This window comes from Mesorhizobium sp. M0815 (assembly GCF_040319995.1).
Lineage (GTDB): Bacteria > Pseudomonadota > Alphaproteobacteria > Rhizobiales > Rhizobiaceae > Mesorhizobium.
Genome location: NZ_JAMYOU010000015.1, coordinates 45,331 through 60,299 on the forward strand (window position 1 = coordinate 45,331; position 14,969 = coordinate 60,299).

The 14,969-nt window shown below is 61.6% G+C and carries 10 protein-coding genes; 7 read left to right on the forward strand and 3 right to left on the reverse strand.

Translation table 11 applies throughout. The features are described 5' to 3' along the window. Positions 1-165: 165 nt before the first annotated feature. Entirely contained in the window at positions 166-1,671 is a 1,506-nt protein-coding gene (locus tag NKI01_RS17825; RefSeq protein WP_352789298.1) for a UxaA family hydrolase, read from the reverse strand. 256 nt (positions 1,672-1,927) lie between these two features. On the opposite strand from NKI01_RS17825, the gene NKI01_RS17830 reads away from it, so the two are divergent. The 6 genes from NKI01_RS17830 to gnd all read left to right on the forward strand — a co-directional run bounded on the left by NKI01_RS17830 (position 1,928) and on the right by gnd (position 7,740). Further along, positions 1,928-2,830 carry a GntR family transcriptional regulator gene (locus NKI01_RS17830; RefSeq protein ID WP_352483619.1) on the forward strand — a complete coding sequence of 301 codons (903 nt, stop codon included), beginning with the start codon at positions 1,928-1,930 and terminating at the stop codon, positions 2,828-2,830. A gap of 119 nt (positions 2,831-2,949) precedes the next feature. Continuing rightward, positions 2,950-3,306: a DUF2946 family protein gene (locus NKI01_RS17835; RefSeq protein ID WP_352483618.1), complete on the forward strand. Its 357-nt coding sequence runs from the start codon at positions 2,950-2,952 to the stop codon at positions 3,304-3,306. A gap of 99 nt (positions 3,307-3,405) precedes the next feature. Continuing rightward, entirely contained in the window at positions 3,406-3,942 is a 537-nt protein-coding gene (locus NKI01_RS17840; protein ID WP_352483617.1) for a copper chaperone PCu(A)C, read from the forward strand. Positions 3,943-3,967: 25 nt separating this feature from the next. Continuing rightward, the gene (locus NKI01_RS17845) at positions 3,968-4,486 is read left to right on the forward strand and encodes a YcnI family copper-binding membrane protein (protein WP_352483616.1); all 519 of its coding nucleotides are present in this window, start codon (positions 3,968-3,970) and stop codon (positions 4,484-4,486) included. A 52-nt stretch (positions 4,487-4,538) separates the two neighbouring features. Continuing rightward, positions 4,539-6,176, forward strand: coding sequence for a copper resistance CopC/CopD family protein (locus NKI01_RS17850; RefSeq protein ID WP_502899442.1), 1,638 nt, complete (start codon positions 4,539-4,541; stop codon positions 6,174-6,176). A 139-nt stretch (positions 6,177-6,315) separates the two neighbouring features. After that, the gene (gnd, locus tag NKI01_RS17855) at positions 6,316-7,740 is read left to right on the forward strand and encodes an NADP-dependent phosphogluconate dehydrogenase (protein ID WP_352964111.1); all 1,425 of its coding nucleotides are present in this window, start codon (positions 6,316-6,318) and stop codon (positions 7,738-7,740) included. A gap of 348 nt (positions 7,741-8,088) precedes the next feature. Here gnd and NKI01_RS17860 read toward each other — a convergent pair whose 3' ends face one another. Next, positions 8,089-9,180 (reverse strand): hypothetical protein, encoded by a 1,092-nt coding sequence (locus tag NKI01_RS17860; RefSeq protein WP_352964114.1) that lies wholly within the window; start codon positions 9,178-9,180, stop codon positions 8,089-8,091. Here NKI01_RS17860 and NKI01_RS17865 point away from each other — a divergent pair. Continuing rightward, positions 9,174-13,493: a HigA family addiction module antitoxin gene (locus NKI01_RS17865; protein WP_352964117.1), complete on the forward strand. Its 4,320-nt coding sequence runs from the start codon at positions 9,174-9,176 to the stop codon at positions 13,491-13,493. The two genes, NKI01_RS17860 and NKI01_RS17865, sit on opposite strands and share 7 nt — an antisense overlap. A 324-nt stretch (positions 13,494-13,817) precedes the next feature. Here NKI01_RS17865 and NKI01_RS17870 read toward each other — a convergent pair whose 3' ends face one another. After that, positions 13,818-14,867, reverse strand: coding sequence for a LacI family transcriptional regulator (locus tag NKI01_RS17870; protein ID WP_352964120.1), 1,050 nt, complete (start codon positions 14,865-14,867; stop codon positions 13,818-13,820). Between the last annotated feature and the right edge of the window lie 102 nt (positions 14,868-14,969).

Consider the following 14,969-nt stretch of genomic DNA (forward strand, 5'->3'; position numbering starts at 1 on the left):
GTCCTTTCTGTCGGAACTCCGCTGCCAATCTCCTCCAATATCCCGCATGGAATATTAATTCCATCACTCAGTCAATATGGAATGTTCATTCTTTTTTTGGGAGTGTACGAACTGCGACACCTGGCGATCACGTCAGGTGTTCGCGACTGTCGCGAGCGGTCCGGCTTAGAGCGTCGCGCCGAGGTGCCAAGGCACGAACTCGTTGTCGCCGTAGCCGAATTCCTCGCTCTTGGTCTTGCGGCCCGAAGCTGTCTCGACGATCAGTTCGAAGATCTCGCGGCCCATGCCGGCAATGGTCTTTTCGCCCGAGGCGATGACGCCGCAATTCACGTCCATGTCCTCTTCCATGGTGTGGTACATGGTCGAGTTGCTGGCGACCTTGATCGACGGCGTCGGCCGGCAGCCGAAGCAGGAGCCGCGGCCGGTGGTGAAGACGATGACGTTCGCGCCACCCGCCACCTGGCCGGTGGCCGAGACCGGGTCGTAGCCGGGCGTGTCCATGAACACCAGCCCGTGCCCGGTGACCTTTTCGGCATAGCCGAAGACGCCGTTGAGCGGCGTCTGGCCGCCCTTGGCGACCGCGCCGAGCGACTTTTCCAGGATGGTGGTCAGGCCGCCGCGCTTGTTGCCCGGCGAGGGATTGTTGTCGATGGATGCGCCATGCTTGGCGACATGGTCTTCCCACCATTTCACGTAGCCGTCGAGCTTGGCGGCGATCTCGGGAGTTGCGGCGCGATAGGCAAGCAGGTGCTCGGCGCCGTAGATCTCCGTCGTTTCGGAGAGGATGCCGACGCCGCCGACGCCGGCCAAAATGTCGACGGCCGCACCCAGCGCCGGGTTGGCAGTGATGCCGGACATGCCGTCGGAGCCGCCGCATTGCAGGCCGACGACGATCTCGCTGACCGGGATCGGCTCACGCTGAAGCTTGCCGACCTCTTCGGCGATCTCGGCCAGCACGACCAGCGCCTTCTCGACCGATTTGCGCGAGCCGCCGGCTTCCTGGATGTTGAAATGGCGTTTTCCCGCGGCGACGCCCTTCTGGCCATAGAGGGTGAGCTGGTTGACCTCGCAGCCGAGCCCGACCATCAGCACGCCGCCGAAATTCGGATGACGTGCATAGCCGGCCAGCGTACGGTGCAGCACCATCATGCCATCGCCGGTGGCGCTCATGCCGCAGCCCTGGCCGTGGACGATCGGGACGAAGCCGTCGATGCCGGGATATTGCGGCAGAAGCGTGCGGTTCGCCGCGTCGGCGATGGCATGGCAGACGGTGGCCGAGCAATTGACGCTGGCGAGAATGCCGATGAAGTTGCGCGTGCCGGCACGGCCGTCGGCACGGCGGTAGCCCATGAAGGCGCGGGCGCGGTCGGCCTCGGTCGCGTGCACGGCCTCGCTCGGCGGCACCACCGGCAAACGCCCGCTTTCGAAGACCAGATTGTGCGAATGGACATGCTCGCCGGGCGCGATATCCTGCGTGGCACGGCCGATTGCCTGGGCGTATTTGACCACGGCTTCGCCGGCGGCAATCGGCTTGATCGCCACCTTGTGGCCCGGCTCGATCAGCGCGGCGGCGGCGGCGCCGCCCGGCAGTACGGTGCCGATCTCGATGCGGCCATTGGCGACCGCGACATTGTCGGCGGGAGACAGAAGAATGCTGTTTGCGGCGTTCACGGGAGCTTCCTGGGTATGTTCCTGGGTGCGCGAGCGGATTGACACGCGGCTCTTAACATATAATGTCTTTTATCGTGAAAAAACATTTTTGCGTCAATTGTTTTTTCGCCAGAGCGCGACGCGTCTTTTGGATGCGCGACGTAGGCTCTACAACCAAAACTAGCGTTGCGCATGATGTTTTCCGAAGCGATTCCGATTTCATGCGCGAGAAAAGCTTCACGCCGGCCGCAAACGCCGGCGCGCCACGGGGCAGGGGATGTCGAAGAGCAACAACGTATACAAGGACGCCTATAATCGCGGTCTTAGGCTGCTCGACGAAACCAGGAGCCTGCCTTCGGAGCCGGAGCTGGGCACGCTGCTCGGCGTCAGCCGCACGACCGTCCGCACCATCCTTGCCCGCATGGAAGAGACCGGGCTGATCGATTGGAACAAGCGCAGCAAGACGGTTCTGCGCGAGCCGCGGCCGGACGATTTTTTTCCCGAGGAAGAGACCGACACGCTGGCCGAGATCATCGAACGCTCCTTCATGCGGCGGCTGCTTGCCGGTGGCGCCGAGGCCGGCATGCAGATCAACGAACTCGAACTGGCGCGCGAGATCGGCGTCGGCACCACCAGCGTGCGCGAATTCCTGATCCGCTTCTCGCGCTTCGGCCTGATCGAGAAGCGCCGCAACAGTCATTGGGTGCTGAAAGGCTTTACCCGCGCCTTCGCGCTGGAGCTGACCGAAATCCGCGAGATGTTCGAACTGCGCTCGGCCGCCGCCTTTGCCGCTCTGCCCGAGGACAGCCCGGTCTGGGCCGACCTCGACAGCCTGGAAGACGAGCATCGCCTGCTGGCGCGCGAGATCGCCGTGCGCTTCAACGCGTTCTCCGAGCTCGACGAGCGCTTTCACCGGCTGATCCACCGCGCCTCGCACAACCGCTTCATCGTCGATTTCTACGACGTCATCGCCATGATCTTCCACTACCACTACCAGTGGAACAAGGCGCAGGAGCGCGAGCGCAACGAAGTCGCGGTCCAGGAGCATCTCGCCTATATCGCCGCGCTCAAATCGCGCGATCTCGCCAAGGTCGACGCCGCCTGCCGCAAGCACCTGAAATCGGCCCGCCACACGCTGCTGACGTCGATCCCGGAGGGCAGGCAGCCGCTGCGCGCGTGATTGTGTTGCGTTGCCGCAGCAACGTTTTGGCGATTTTCCGGCCGCCGGCTCCGTGCTAGAGAGCTGACGTTGCTGCGTGAAGAGGCTGGTTCTTGACCATACGCCGGAGACGATGGAGCATGCCGGTCGCGTTCGCCGCGGCCTGGCTTTTCGTGCTCCAGTCGATGTTCGGCGCGTTTGCTTCCGGCATCGAGCCGAACGCCTCGCAATTCGATGCTTTCGGCAACACGATCTGCACCCATGACGGTGCGGCGCAACTCCCGGCAGGGGATCCGCATCAGCAGCACATGCCGGCTTGCTGCATGCTTGGCTGCAACCTCGTTTCGGCGGTCTACGCGCCGCCCGATGCCACCGGGAGCCTGTCTCGCAGCCCTTCCGTCGAAACCATCGCCTTTTTCCTGCCGGCCTTCCGGCATCGCGATTTCGCCCGCGCCCGCACTCCGTCCAATCCGCGCGCACCACCGGCGACGGCCTGATCCGTTCTGGTTTGCGCCGCGCACACCCTTGGCCGGCGCGTTTATCGACATCGTTCGCGACCGGCATCGGCGCGATCTCTTAAAATCCACGGAGCAATCATGTCTCACTCTTTTCGCGCTGCCGCATCCAGCCGCAGGCGCTTCTCACTGGGTAGTTTCGAGCAGCGTCTCGGCGTCGCCCTTTGCGTTCTTGCCCTCCTGTTCGCCAACGCCCAGACGGTGTTGGCACATGAGTTCAAGCTTGGCGGTCTCGAGATCGGGCACCCCTGGTCGCGCGCCACGCCAGCCGGCGCCAAGGTAGCCGGCGGCTACTTCACCATCACCAACACCGGCAGTGCGCCGGATCGCCTGCTGTCGATCACCTCCGACATTTCGGTTAAGGCCGAACTGCACGAGATGGGCGTCAGCAATGGCGTCATGACCATGCGGCCGGTCACCGGCGGCCTCGAAATCCCGGCCGGCGGCAAGGTCGCGCTGGCGCCTAAGGGCTATCATCTGATGTTCATGGATTTGAAGCGGCGGCCCAAGGAGGGCGAAATGTTCTCCGCCACGCTGACCTTCGAGAAAGCCGGGCCCGTGCAGATTGAATTCGCCGTGCAAGGCATCGGCAGTGCGGCACCCCAGGACGACGACTGACTTGGCCGCTTCGAGAGGTACCATCATGAAGAAATCTCTTTTGCCCGGCTGCGTGCTTCTTGTTCTCGGGACCAGCGCGGCCTTCGCCCACATCACGCTCGAAACGCCGGAGGCGGCGGTCGGCTCGACCTACAAGGCGGTTCTTCGGGTGCCGCATGGCTGCGAGGGCAAGGCAATGACCGCCTTGCGCGTGCAGATCCCGGAAGGGGTGCTCTCGGTCAAACCGATGCCGAAGCCGGGCTGGACGCTGCAGGTCAAGAACGGCAAATACGAGAAGTCCTACCAGCTCTACGGCCAGGCAGTGACCAGCGGCGTCAAGGAGGTCGACTGGAGCGCCGGCAGCCTGCCGGACGAATTCTACGACGAATTCGTCTTTCGCACGACACTGGCGTCCGACCTGCCGGCAGGCCAGACGCTGCATTTCCCGGTGGTGCAGGAATGTGACGGCGTCGCCGATCGCTGGATCGAAATTCCGGCGGTCGGGCAGGCTGAGGACGCGCTGGAATTTCCGGCGCCCGGCCTCAAGCTGCTGCCGAAGAAGTGAGCTCCAGCGGCGCGCTTTGGCGGATGAGCGCGCCGCTGCTCTTGGCGGTGAGATGAGCGCGGCATCCTTCCTGCGGCGAGCTTGCATGGCCGGCAACCATTCTGGCCGGCTTGTGGCTGGCCTGCTCGCCGCCATCGTGCTGCTCGCCGTAATTGCCATGCCTGATCCGGCCTTCGCCCATGCGGCGCTGATCAAGGCCGAGCCGGCTGACGGTGCGGTGCTGGCGCAGAGCCCGTCGCAGATGTCGCTGACCTTCAGCGAGCCGGTTTCGCCGCTGGTGCTGACGCTGGTGCGGCCCGACGGCACGGCGGTCCCGCTGAGCTCTTTCCAGCTCAGCGGCCAGACCGTCGAGATCGACAATCCGCAGGCGCTGACATCCGGCACGCATGTGCTGAGCTGGCGAGTGATCTCCGCCGACGGGCATCCGGTCGGCGGCTCGGTGCTGTTCTCGGTCGGCGCACCGAGTGCTGCGCCGGCCGCCTCCGAAGCCGTCGACCGGGGGCTTCGAACGGCGATCTGGATCGGCAAGGTTTTTCTATATATCGGCCTGTTTTTCGGCGTCGGCGGTGCCTTTGCGCTGGCCTGGCTGGCGCAAGGCGGTCGATCCGGCCAGCGCCTGATCGTCGCGGCAATCCTGTGCGGGCTGGCCGCCGCACCCCTGTCGCTCGGCATGCAGGGGCTGGATGCGCTTGGCGCGCCGCTTGCCCGGCTGGCGCAGCCGGTCATCTGGCAGACCGGGCTGGGCACCAGCTTCGGCTGGACGGTGCTGATCGCGCTGATGGCGCTCGGCCTCAGCCTATTATCGCTGGTCGTGCCGCCCGCCGACGCAAAGCCGCTCGCCTTGGCCGGACTGGCTGGCGTCGGCGCAGCACTTGCCGCCAGCGGGCATGCCAGTGCCGCCGAGCCGCAATGGCTGACCAGGCCGATGGTGTTTCTGCACGGAACTGGTATCGCCGTCTGGGCCGGGGCGCTGGCGCCGCTTGGTCTTGCCTTGAAACGGCAGCCGGCCAAAGCCGGGCCATTGCTGCGACGGTTTTCGCGAGCGATCCTGTTCGTCGTGGCCGTGCTTGCGGCAGCCGGCATCGTGCTCGCCGTCATCCAGGTGCAAACGCCGTCGGCGCTGGTCCACACCGCTTATGGCCGGCTGCTGCTGCTCAAGCTCGTGCTGCTCGTCTTTCTGTTCACGCTCGCCGCCGTCAACCGCTTCAAGCTCACGGCCTCGGCCGAGGCAGGAAATACGGAAGTCCAGCGGCGGCTGGCCCGCTCGATCGCCATCGAGGTGCTGATCGTGGTGGCGATCTTCGGAGTTGGCGCCGGCTGGCGCTTCACGCCGCCGCCGCGGGCGCTGGCAATCGCCGCGGCACAGCCGGCATCGGTGCATATCCACACGCAGCAAGCGATGGCCGATCTCAGCATTGCGCCCGGCCACACCGGACCTGTTGCTGCTTCGATCTTCATCATGACCGGCGATTTCGGCCCGCTCGACGCCAAGCAGGTGACGCTGGTGCTGTCAAAGCCCGATTCCGGCATCGAGCCGATAAAACGCCCTGCGACGAAGCCCGGCGACGGCACCTGGCGCGTCGACGATCTCGTCATTCCGATCGCCGGCCGGTGGACGGCGCGGCTCGATATCCTGGTCTCCGATTTCGAGATGGTGAAGATAGAGGCGCCGATCGACATCAGGCCGTGACGAGAGCGCTGGTCCGCGCAACACAATTCGGCGAGACGGTTGACGCGGCCTTGAAGGCCCGTCAATCATCGTCATCAAGAATGGGCATCCAACCCAATCGCGGCTCAAAGCAACAAGATCCGAAAGCAGGGAAGAAACAATGGAAAAAGCCGAAATCGGCCTGATCGGCCTTGGCACGATGGGCTCCAACCTGGCGCTCAACATCGCCGGGAAGGGGCACCGCATCGCCGTCTTCAACCGCACGGCGGCGCGCACCGATGCCTTTGTCGAAAATGCCGGCGCGCTCAGGGATAGGGTGGTGCCCTGCTACAGCCTCGAGGAACTGGCCGCCGCGATCCGGCCGCCGCGGCCGATCATCATCATGGTGCTGGCCGGCAAGCCGGTCGACGAGCAGATCGCGGCATTGCGCGGCGTGCTGTCGGCCAACGACATCGTCATCGACGCCGGCAACGCCAATTTCCGCGATACGATACGGCGCTTCTCGGAGCTTACCGATTCGGGCCTGACCTTCATCGGCATGGGCGTGTCCGGCGGCGAGGAGGGCGCACGCCACGGTCCCTCGATCATGGTCGGCGGCACCGAAGAGTCCTGGAAGCGCGTCGAAAAGGTGCTGACCGCGATCTCGGCCAAGTTCAAGGGCGAGCCTTGCGCGGCGTGGCTTGGCACCGACGGCGCCGGCCATTTCGTCAAGACCATCCACAACGGCATCGAATATGCCGACATGCAGATGATCGCCGAGATCTACGGCATCTTGCGTGACGGGCTCGGCATGGGGCCGAAAGAAATCGCTGAGGTGTTTTCCCAGTGGAACACGGGCCGGCTCAACTCGTACCTGATCGAGATCACCGCCAAGGTACTGGCCGCCGACGACCCCAAGACCGGCAAACCGGTGGTCGACATCATTCTCGACCGCGCCGGCCAGAAAGGCACCGGCAAATGGTCGGTGATCGAGGCGCAGCAGCTCGGTATCCCGGCCACAGCGATCGAGGCGGCTGTGGCGGCCCGCGTGCTGTCGTCGATCAAGGACGAGCGGCTGGCCGCCGAAAAGGCCTATGGCGGCGGCGTGAGCAAGATTTCCGGAGACAGGGACGCGCTGCTCGGCGATCTCGAGCTGGCGCTGTTTGCCGGCAAGATCGCCGCCTATGCGCAAGGGTTCGCGGTGATGAGCGGCGCGTCGAAGGAATTCAACTGGAACCTGCCGATGCCGGTCATCGCCAAGATCTGGCGGGCCGGCTGCATCATCCGCTCGCAATTGCTGGATACGATGGCGGAGGCCTTCGGCGCCGGCGGCGCAGCCACCAACCTGTTGATGGCGCCGGCTTTCGTTTCATTGATGCAGGAGGCCCATCCGTCGCTTCGCCGTGTCGTGGCAAGTGCAGCCGAAGCGGGCTCGCCGGTGCCGGCCCTGTCATCGGCGCTTGCCTATTTCGACAGTTACCGGCAGGGCCGCGGCACCTCGAACCTGATCCAGGCGCAGCGCGATTTCTTCGGCGCGCACGGCTTCGAGCGTATCGACGGGCAGGGCGCTTTCCATGGCCCGTGGGGGAGCGGGGCGGCGGGGTAGCGCCACATATACGACGTTCCGGAACGACTGATCTTTTCCGGAAAGCTGTCATCCATTTAGGTTTTCGTGGACAAGCCTTTCTCGAAGATGTCTCTCACAACATACGGCGCGTCACCCGCTTTCATGAACTCGTCAAACGCTGCAATTGGATTGTCATCAGGAATTTCGGAGCGGTCGACGACGGCGGTTCAGCGTGCCGAGAATGACTTGACCGCTTTCGAGTTGGTAATCGAGCGAACCCGTCCACATGTTCACGCGGCCGTAGCCGGGTGAGAACGCAACGCAAGCCGTTACACACTTTTCCTGGAATTGCTCTAGGGTTTTGGCTCAGACCGTTGGCAACACTGGCTACAGGAATTCGCTGATCAGATCGAATTCTAATTGGCTCACTTGGTCGCCCCCGCCGAGGTAGACCGCGATCTCTCCGAACACCTCGTCGATCGCGGCGAGCCTAGTGTCGGTATAGATTAGCGTTGTTATGCGGTGCTTCTGAAAGTATTCCCGCATCTTGGTTGCTTCCTTCTCAAAATTCGCTAGCGCCTCCTCGTTTATCTGTTTCTGGGTCTTCCCGGCAGTTCCTTTGAGCAGTCCATGGGTGGACCATGGAGAAAGCTCGATGCCGACCTTCCTTAAGGTCACTGGATCTATGATGCACAAATCCAGCCGATACTTGTGCTTCTTATCCTTGCCGTTGTAGCGAAATTCTGGGATGAGCAGGGGAACGTCCTCCGGCTTTTCCTGGGCTTTCACATAGTCGCAATAGCGCTTCGCAATTTCTCGCTCATACGTAGACCCGGACGGCCTCACCAACACTTTCATAAAAAACTGTAGGTAGTCGTCGACAGTAGCGAAGATTAAAGGCTCAGGGTCTTTCTGAACAACAAGGCCAGAGCTCAAGACATGACCGATCGTCCAGTACAACTTCGGAAAGTGCCGAATCTCGCTTTGGTCGTTTTCCCACTCCCCGTTCTTGTACCTAGGCGTGATCAGGATGCCATAGTCATTATTATTTTGGCCAATCCAGACCTCTGCATCGGCCGTCGATGGACGCTCTCGAACTAGCTCGTCGTAGTGACGCAAGAACGAACGCTGAAGAAAAAGTAAGAAATACTTCTTAACCGCCTTTGACTTCGTCAATGTGGCGAAGTTCTTGTCCAGCGTGTCGGCGCTGAACGGGGTTCCACCGGCCGACCATCCGTCTTTCTCCCGGGCCTTTTTGAACCCGGACAGATAGAGGGAGATGTATTCATCGGCCGATTTGATGACGGCATTCTTAAGGTCGATGAATGTCGCTGCCTTGCCACCGATCAGAGCGTTGAACGACTGTTGGTCAGCTATGCCGGTGTTTGCAGATACAACTGGCCACAGCACCTTCAGTTCTCCCGTTATTTCGGCGTCCCGTTTGTTGCGGGCGGTTTTGTTCGGATCACGTTTTGCCATTTCTGATTTCCTCTGGAGTATTTGAGTGCGTTTCCGAAATGCCACGAACAGGAAGCTATTTGATTATGCCGCTCAGCGACCAAGTTCGAAGCTACCTCGCAGATGGCAAAGGACACCGGTCGCGGGGCGCGCCGGCCTGTTCGCCAATTCCATCGAACGAGTTCTGTAAGGTGTTGCGTTACACACAACGCAACTGCTATAATCAGTCTATGGCTGAAAAAAAATTTCCTCTGCATCCCGGCCAATATGTCCGGGAAAATATCCTCAACACCCTGGCGGTGAACGTTACAGAGACTGCTAAGCTGCTCGGTATCAGTCGCCCTGGCGTGTCCAACTTCCTGAACGGAAAAGTTTCGGCGACGCCAGATATGGCGATGCGCATCGAGCGGGCCTTTCGCGTTCCTGCGAAGACGATCCTCGATCTGCAAAGCGCATACGATGCCCATGCAAGCAAGGCGGCGGGCACTGCGCAAAACGCGCGCGCTTACGTGACGCCATTCCTGAATGTGCAGGCGAACGACCTTGTGAACTGGTTCACGACAACCATCCAGGCGCGCACGAAGCTTTCCATCTTGCTACGCACACTTGTCCATTCGACGGGGCACGATCTTGAGAAGGTCGATTTCCCCGGCAACGATGATGCCGAGCGTCCCGGTTGGGATGGCTTCATTGAGGCTGGCTCGGGTACCCCTTGGATTCCGGCTGGTACGTCGGGCTGGGAATTTGGCGTCACCGCTGACATCAATGACAAGGCCAACGGCGACTTCGCAAAGAGCGTGAAGGCGACCAAGAAGGCCGATCGCGACGACATTACCTTCGTTTTCGTCACGCCGCGCCGCTGGCCCGGCAAGACTGCATGGATTGCCGCCATGAAAGCGAAGAAGCTCTGGAAGGACGTTCGCGCCTATGACGCCAGCGACCTTGAACAGTGGATGGAACAGTCGCTTGCTGCGCAGACATGGTTTGCGAACCAGACGGCTCGGTCTTCAAGCGGTGTGCGGACGCTGGATCGATGCTGGAGCGATTGGGCCAACGTTACAGACCCTGCGCTTCATCCCTCGCTATTCAGTACAGCCAACAAGGTCTGGGGTGATAAGATCAGGGGGTTCGTGGCGACAGACCATTCCGAGCCCCTTGTGATTGCCGCCGACTCTGTCGAAGAAGCGCTCGCTTTCCTCAGTCAGGTTCTGGCTGAGCCGGAACTGGAACTACACAAGGACCGCGTGCTCATCTTTGACGAGCCGGGCGTGCTGCCAAAGCTTGCTCAAGGCACTATCGATTTCATCGCTGTTGCGCACACACGCGAGGTTGAGCGCGAGTTTGGACCTCACAGTTCCGAGTTGCGTACCATCGTTGTCTATCCGCGCAATGCCACCAACTCTGAACCCGACATCGTGCTGGAGCCGCTTGGCGACGAGGCCTTCAACAAAGCCCTCGAGGCGATGGGCAAGGGACGTGATGACTTGACGTCGCTCGCCAACGCATCGGGCCGCTCGCTGACTGTCCTGCGTCGTCAGCTTTCGACAATCCCGGCGATTCGCACACCTGTATGGGCCGAGGATCACGAGACATCGTCAGGCCTCATCCCGCTGGTGCTGCTTGGCGCATGGGATACCCAGAACGAGGCAGACCAGACAGCACTGTCACTTCTTGCCGGTGATGTTGCTTTTGAGCATCTCGAAAAGCGCGTCCAGGGGCTTGCGCAGCTGAACGACGCCCCTGTGTGGTCGATCGGGGGCTATCGCGGGGTTATCTCTAAGATCGACACACTCTTCGCGATCGCGGGCGCGTTCACCAAAGCCGATCTCGACCGCTTCTTTGACATTGCCCGCATGGTGCTTGGCGAAGACGATCCTGCCCTTGACCTTCCAGATAAGGACCGCTGGGCGGCATCGATGCACGGCAAGAAACGCGAGTTCTCGGGTGCAGTGCGCGAAGGTATCTCCGAGACGCTCGTCTTGCTCGCCGTGCACGGCAAGAACCTGTTCGGCAAGCGCCTGGGGTTCGATGGCGACCTCGCTGCCGCGAAGCTGATAAGAGATCTTCTCGAACCGATCTCCACGCGCAAGCTCGAAGCCAATGATCGCGACCTTCCGCTTTATGCCGAGGCGGCGCCGGGTGCATTTCTCGACATCATCGAACGTGATCTGCGCTCTGCACACCCCGAGACGTTGGGACTACTCCGGCCAGCGGACACGGGTCTCTTCGGCTCGTCCTGCCCGCGCACCGGCCTGCTTTGGGCTCTGGAGGGACTGGCATGGAACCCTACGACCTTCTCGCGTGTCGTGAAGACTCTCGGTCAGCTGTCCGAAGTCGAAATCAACGATAACTGGGCGAACAAGCCTATCAACTCGCTCGGCTCGACCTTCCGCGCGTGGATGCCGCAGACCGCAGCCGATCATAAGGCGCGGCTCAAGGCTATCCATATGCTGCTGGAAAAGCATCCGGCGGTTGGCTGGCAAATCTGCCTTCAGCAGTTTGGGGACTATGGCAGCCGGGTTGGCGACTATAGCCACAAGCCCAAATGGCGGCCCGACGGCTATGGCTTTGGCGAACCCTTCAAGACATGGGGCCCAATCAACGCCTTCGTACTCGAAATGGTCAAGATCGCTCTGAGCAGACCATCCTATACGGTGGAGATGCTATGCGATCTCATCGGCAGACTTCATGCGCTTGGCCCTGAGTTTCAGGAGCGGGTCTGGGAGATCATCGACGAGTGGCGCAAGAGCGGCGTGAATGATGACGAAATCGCCAAGGTCCGCGAAAAGTTACGTGTGACAGTGCTGTCCCGGCGTGGGCGCAAGAAAGCTGATGAGGAAGGGCACGCAAGGCTCTCCAAAACCGCGAAGGTGATCTACGAAGCGATGCGGCCGACAGATGTTGTCAATCAGCACGAATGGCTTTTCCGTCAGGGCTGGGTCGACGAGTCGGCCGACGAGCTCGCCGAAGAGGAAATGGACTTTCAGGCGCGAGAGAAACGCATCGACAAGCTTCGTACTGAAGCACTGACGGCAATCGTCCAGGAGCGTAGCCTCGATGGTGTGTTTGATCTCGCCACCAGAGGCAGTTCGCAGCGTCAGATCGGTGCGTATCTGGCGCGTGGCATCCTCAATGACGATCAGCTCCAGGACCTCGTTTTGCAGTCCCTACGTCCGCCCGCGGGCGAAACCGGCAGGGACGGCATCGCGGCAGGGGCAATGTGGGCCATGGATGCTGATCGCCGTGAGGCCCTTTACACTAAGCTGCGCGCAGAGCTAACTGAAGAAGAGGCTCTTCGCCTCTTGCTTCTATCTGCCTACCGGCTGACGACGTGGGAACTTGTGGATCAGCTCTCGCCGGAGGCGCGCGCTACCTATTGGCGCGATGTGGTGCCTCAGTATGCATTTGACGCGCCGGATGAGAACAACGAGAGCGTGCGCCGTCTTCTCCGAGCAAAGAGACCCCGCGCTGCCTTTGCGGCTTTGCACTTCAAGCTAGATGAGATTCGCCCACCTCTTCTCGTCCAGATGCTCTCGGGAATCGCGCAGGAAGGGAACGACAAGCCCGGGGAATATCAGCTGCATGATTACGACATTCAGCGGGCCTTCCAGCTGCTTGACCACAACCCGGATATTTCGCTCGAAGAGAAAGCCGGGTTGGAATTCGCCTACATTGATGTGCTCGCCCGAACTTTCCGTGGCGGCGACGGGCATCAAATACCGAATCTTGAACGCTATATTGAAGACCGTCCCGACTTGTACGTCCAGGCGGTCGCCTGGGCGTACAAGCGTAAGGATCGCGGTGAGGATCCTCCCGAATACCGCGTCGAGGAAGGCCGCGAGCATCTCGCGACCCGTGGCTACCGTCTGCTCGAAGCGCTTGAACGAATTCCGGGACAAGGCAAGCCTACTGAAAAGGAACAGCGCGAAAAGCTTAGCGAATGGGTTTCTACTGTGCGCAAAGCGTGCGCCGAACTCGACCGTGGCGAGATAGCCGATCTCTGTCTTGGCAGACTTTTCTCAGGCGCACCGGCGGGAAAGGATGAGGTGTGGCCGAACGAAGTCGTTCGCGACGTAATGGAAGACCTCCAGTCAGAGCCCCTTTCAAACGGGGCGCACACCGGTCTTTACAATGCGCGCGGCGTCCACTGGCGCAGCGAAGGCGGAGGGCAGGAACGCGAGCTTGCGGACAAGTATCGCAAATGGGCAGATGCGTTGCAGTTCACACATCCCTTTGTGTCTTCCTCGCTGCTGATGTCGATGGTCAAGACCTATGAGCGTGAGGCTGATCAGCAGGACACAGAAGCGGGCATCCGCCGCCGTCTTCGTCACTAGAATTCATGCCTCGAGCGGGACAAGAAAATACTGCCATACGACAGAAGCAAAGCCTCAGCCAACGCGTGATGCAGTTGAGGTTCGGTACGACCTTTTTGGTATCCGCTGTTCTAGTCTAGTCCGGGCCTTCGATCGGGCCGGGCTGCGAGCATCCTGTTGGTGTCTGCTATCGCTTCGAGCATGAAAGAAGCTGCCAGTTCGCCCCCGGCCCCAAGGCTGCCAGTCAGCAGCGCACATTTTCCAGCCAAGTGGAATCACTTGGCGTCGCAGAAATGCGGCTAAGACAAATAGATGGAGCCAAGTTCAATTTGAACATATCCCGCTCTAGTCGGGGCGGCGATAGGCCTGGACTTCGCCCGGCTTGCTCAGGCTTTGCAGGGTGCCGGGTGCGGCGCCGCCGATCCAGCCCAGCACCGAGCGGGCGAGCTCGGCGCCGGCCAGCCGGAAGTTCTCGTTGACGACCAGCAATTCGCTGCGAAACAGGTGCAGAAGCTCCGACGATTGTTTGGACACCACATCGACATCGCGGCCGAGCTTGAGGCCGGCGTCTTCGATGCCGGCGACGATGGCGAGCGTCGCGGCGGCGGCGCTGCTGATGAAACCGTCCGGCCTGACATCGCGGCGCATCAGCTGCGCCGTCCGCATTCTGATCTGCTCGATCGAATGATCGATCGAAACGGTGTTGAACGGGATCTCGCTGGCGCCGACCTCGCTCAGCGCATCGGCAAAGCCGTTCAGCGTGTGACCGTGATAGGTCAACTCGACCGGCGGCGCCAGCAGTGCCAGCCGGCGGCGGCCGATGCCGGCCAGATGGCGCACTGCCTCGGCTGCGAAAGCGTAATTGTCGAAATCATGGTAGGGATGGATCAGCCCCATGTCGGTGCGGCCATGCGTAGCAAAGGGAATGCCGCGCTCCAGCATATAACGTGCCCTCGGGTCGTTCGGCTGCGTGCGCGAAATGATGACGCCGTCGGCCGAACCGGTTTCCACGAGGTAACGGATCGGGTCGAGCGGATCCTGCGAGCGTGAATAGGGCGTCACGATCAAGTGATAGGGCGTATCGGCAATGACTTCCGAAACACCGTAGATGATGTCCGAGACAAAGCTCATGATCTCGTGCTCGGTGTTGAGCACCAGGCTGATGACATTGGTCTTGCCGGTGCGCAGGCGGACGCCGGCACGGTTGGGCCGATAGCCGATTTGTTTGGCGACAAGCTGGACGCGACGCCTGGTCTCGGCGCCGATCTCGGGCGCGTCCTTCAGCGCGCGCGACACGGTGGTGACGCCCAGCCCGGTCATGAAGGCGAGCGTCTTCAGTGTCGGCCGGCCCTGCCCCGACGCTTCGTCGGCCTTCTCTTTTTGATGCCTGTTCATTCGTCCCGCCCCGTCAGGCGCATAGCAGTTGCCGGGCAGGCCGGCAATCGGCGGGCCGCGGGTACGCCGCGGGCCTTCACCGAATGAGACCGCTATATACTG

Bases quoted from the DNA above. Each gene is read 5' to 3' on its own strand.
- NKI01_RS17840 (WP_352483617.1), top strand. From the start codon at position 3,406: ATGTCTCACTCTTTTCGCGCTGCCGCATCCAGCCGCAGGCGCTTCTCA.
- NKI01_RS17850 (WP_502899442.1), top strand. From the start codon at position 4,539: ATGAGCGCGGCATCCTTCCTGCGGCGAGCTTGCATGGCCGGCAACCAT.
- NKI01_RS17845 (WP_352483616.1), top strand. From the start codon at position 3,968: ATGAAGAAATCTCTTTTGCCCGGCTGCGTGCTTCTTGTTCTCGGGACC.
- NKI01_RS17870 (WP_352964120.1), bottom strand. From the start codon at position 14,867: ATGAACAGGCATCAAAAAGAGAAGGCCGACGAAGCGTCGGGGCAGGGC.
- NKI01_RS17835 (WP_352483618.1), top strand. From the start codon at position 2,950: ATGCCGGTCGCGTTCGCCGCGGCCTGGCTTTTCGTGCTCCAGTCGATG.
- NKI01_RS17830 (WP_352483619.1), top strand. From the start codon at position 1,928: ATGTCGAAGAGCAACAACGTATACAAGGACGCCTATAATCGCGGTCTT.
- gnd (WP_352964111.1), top strand. From the start codon at position 6,316: ATGGAAAAAGCCGAAATCGGCCTGATCGGCCTTGGCACGATGGGCTCC.
- NKI01_RS17860 (WP_352964114.1), bottom strand. From the start codon at position 9,180: ATGGCAAAACGTGATCCGAACAAAACCGCCCGCAACAAACGGGACGCC.